Genomic DNA, 1,859 nt, shown 5'->3' with positions numbered 1-1,859 from the left:
CGACGCCCAGGTTGGCGTCGCCGGCCACGCTCAGCGTGCCGCCGTCCCGCACCGTCATGGTGCCGGTGAAGCTGCTGTTGTTGGTGCCCGACAGGGTCAGGGTGCCGCTGCCCCGCTTGTAGAAGTCGCCGGAGCCGCTGAGGGTGCCGGAGAAGCCGGTGTTGGAGTTGTTGCTGCCGGTCTCCAGCGTGTTGGCGCCGATCGAGACGCTGCCTTCACCCGCCAGCGACCCCAGCGACAGGGTGGTCGCAGTCGAACTCAGGGTCGCGCCGGAGGCCACCGTCACCGCGCTGCCGCTGCCGACGGTGCCGCTGCCGCTCACCGCCAGCGTGCCGGCGGAAACGGTGGTCGAACCGGTGTAGCTGTTGGCGCCCGTCAGGGTCAGCGTGCCGGTGCCGGTCTTGGTCAGGCCGCTGCTGTTGGTGGAGGAGATCACGCCGGAGAAGGTCGTGTCGCTGTTGGCGCCGCCAACCGTCAGGCGGTAGCTCAGCACCACGTTGCCGGCTCCGGCCAGCGACCCGATGGTCTCGGTGCCGCTGCCCAGCGACAGGGTGGCGCCGGTCGCCACCGTCACCGCGCTGCTGTCGCCGATCGCCGAACCGCCCGCCGCCGCCAGCGTGCCCGCCGACACCGTGACGGCGCCCGTGTGGGTGTTGGTCCCGGACAGGGTCAGGGTGCCGCTGCCCGACTTGGTCAGCGCCCCCGACCCCGACAGCACGCCCGACAGCGTCGCGGCCGCCGAGTTGCTGATCGTCGACCCCGACGACACCGCGATGGCGTTGGCGATGGTGGTGGCGCCGGTGATCGACAGGGTGCCGCCCGACAGGGTCGTCGTGCCGGATCCCAGGCTGGCGGCGTCGGCGACCGACAGCGTGCCGGACGACACCGTGATGCCGGTCATGCTGTTGGTTCCGCCCAGCACCAGCGCGCCGGTCCCGGTGTTCGCCACCGTCAGCGAGCCGTTCGACACCGCGCCGTTCAAGGTCAGGGCCTCGGTGATGGTGTTGTTGACCGTCCGGGTCGTGCCGCCCAGATCCACGGTGCCGGTGAAGGTCAGCGCCGCCGAACCGGACATCGTCATCGTGCCGCCCAGCACGAGATTGTTGGCGAGCGTCCGCGCTGTGGACCCCGACCCGCGCACCTTGCCGCCGTTGATCGTCAGCGTCCCGGTTCCCACCGCGGTGTCGCTGCCGAATTGCAGGATGCCGCTGCCCAGCGTCGTGCCGCCCGTGTAGGTGTTGCTCCCCGAAAGCCCCAGGACATTGCCGGCGGTGGTGCTGGCGATGCTCAGCCCGCCGCTGCCGGAGACGGTGCCGGTCAGCGTGACCGTGCCGGCCGAGACGTCGACGGTGCCGCCGCCGCTGCCGAGCGCGACGGCGATTCCGCTGCTGAGGACCGCCGTCGAGGCCAGCGTGCCGCCGTCCAGCGTCAGCGTCGTCTGGCCCAGGCTGGCGGACGCCCCCACTGCCAGTGTTCCCGTGGTCACCGTGATCCCGCTGACCCCGGAGCCGGAGGTGTTGTTGGTCCCGGACAGCGTCAGCGTCCCGCTGCCCGACTTGGTCAGCGTGCGGGTGTTGCCGGTGATGTTTCCGCTGATCGTGACGGCCGCGTCGGTCTGGACCGTGGCGTCGCCGGTCAGGGCGACCGCGTTGTCGATGGTGGTCGCACCCGTGACCTGCAGCTTGCTTCCGGCCGCCAGGTTGACCGCGCCGGTTCCCAGATTGCCGTCGGCGGCGATGCTGATCGTGCCGGCGGAAACCGTGGTCTGACCGGTGTAGGTGTTGGTGCCCGACAGGGTCAGCGTGCCGCTGCCCGTCTTGGTCAGGCCGTCGCTGCCGCCGATGGCGCCCGACAGCGTC

1 protein-coding gene is annotated in these 1,859 nt (G+C 71.3%); it reads right to left on the bottom strand.

Annotated features, from left to right (window positions below; translation table 11 throughout):
• Nucleotides 1-1,859, bottom strand: a 1,859-nt coding sequence (locus CRT60_RS00150; RefSeq protein WP_193548395.1) for a beta strand repeat-containing protein, incomplete at both ends; no start/stop codon positions are given.

The organism is Azospirillum palustre, assembly GCF_002573965.1.
Lineage (GTDB): Bacteria > Pseudomonadota > Alphaproteobacteria > Azospirillales > Azospirillaceae > Azospirillum > Azospirillum palustre.
This window is presented reverse-complemented; position numbering and strand designations above follow the sequence as displayed.